General features: G+C 59.7%; 1 protein-coding gene. It reads right to left on the reverse strand.

What is annotated here, in order from left to right:
- The coding region (locus tag ACM6IP_RS00950; RefSeq protein WP_414860731.1) for a DUF2345 domain-containing protein at positions 1-236 on the reverse strand (236 nt) is incomplete at both ends.

Here is a 236-nt window from a genome sequence, read left to right on the forward strand (position 1 = left end):
ACAAACAGGCTTAACCCCTGCCCCACCCCCATGAATAACCGCTTGGCCACGCTGATGTCTGCTTGCGCACCGGCGCTGAGCATCAGGTTGTTTTGCGCGGCCAACTGCAAGTGCTGACCACTGCTGAGGGCAACGCCCTGGGGAGCGCTGAGCAATATGACCGAGGATTTGAGTTGGTCGATCTGCTCGCGGATCAACGACATTTGCGCCTGCACATCCGCGGGATCGGCATTGGC

The organism is Pseudomonas sp. IT-P176, assembly GCF_949767245.1.
Classification (GTDB): domain Bacteria; phylum Pseudomonadota; class Gammaproteobacteria; order Pseudomonadales; family Pseudomonadaceae; genus Aquipseudomonas.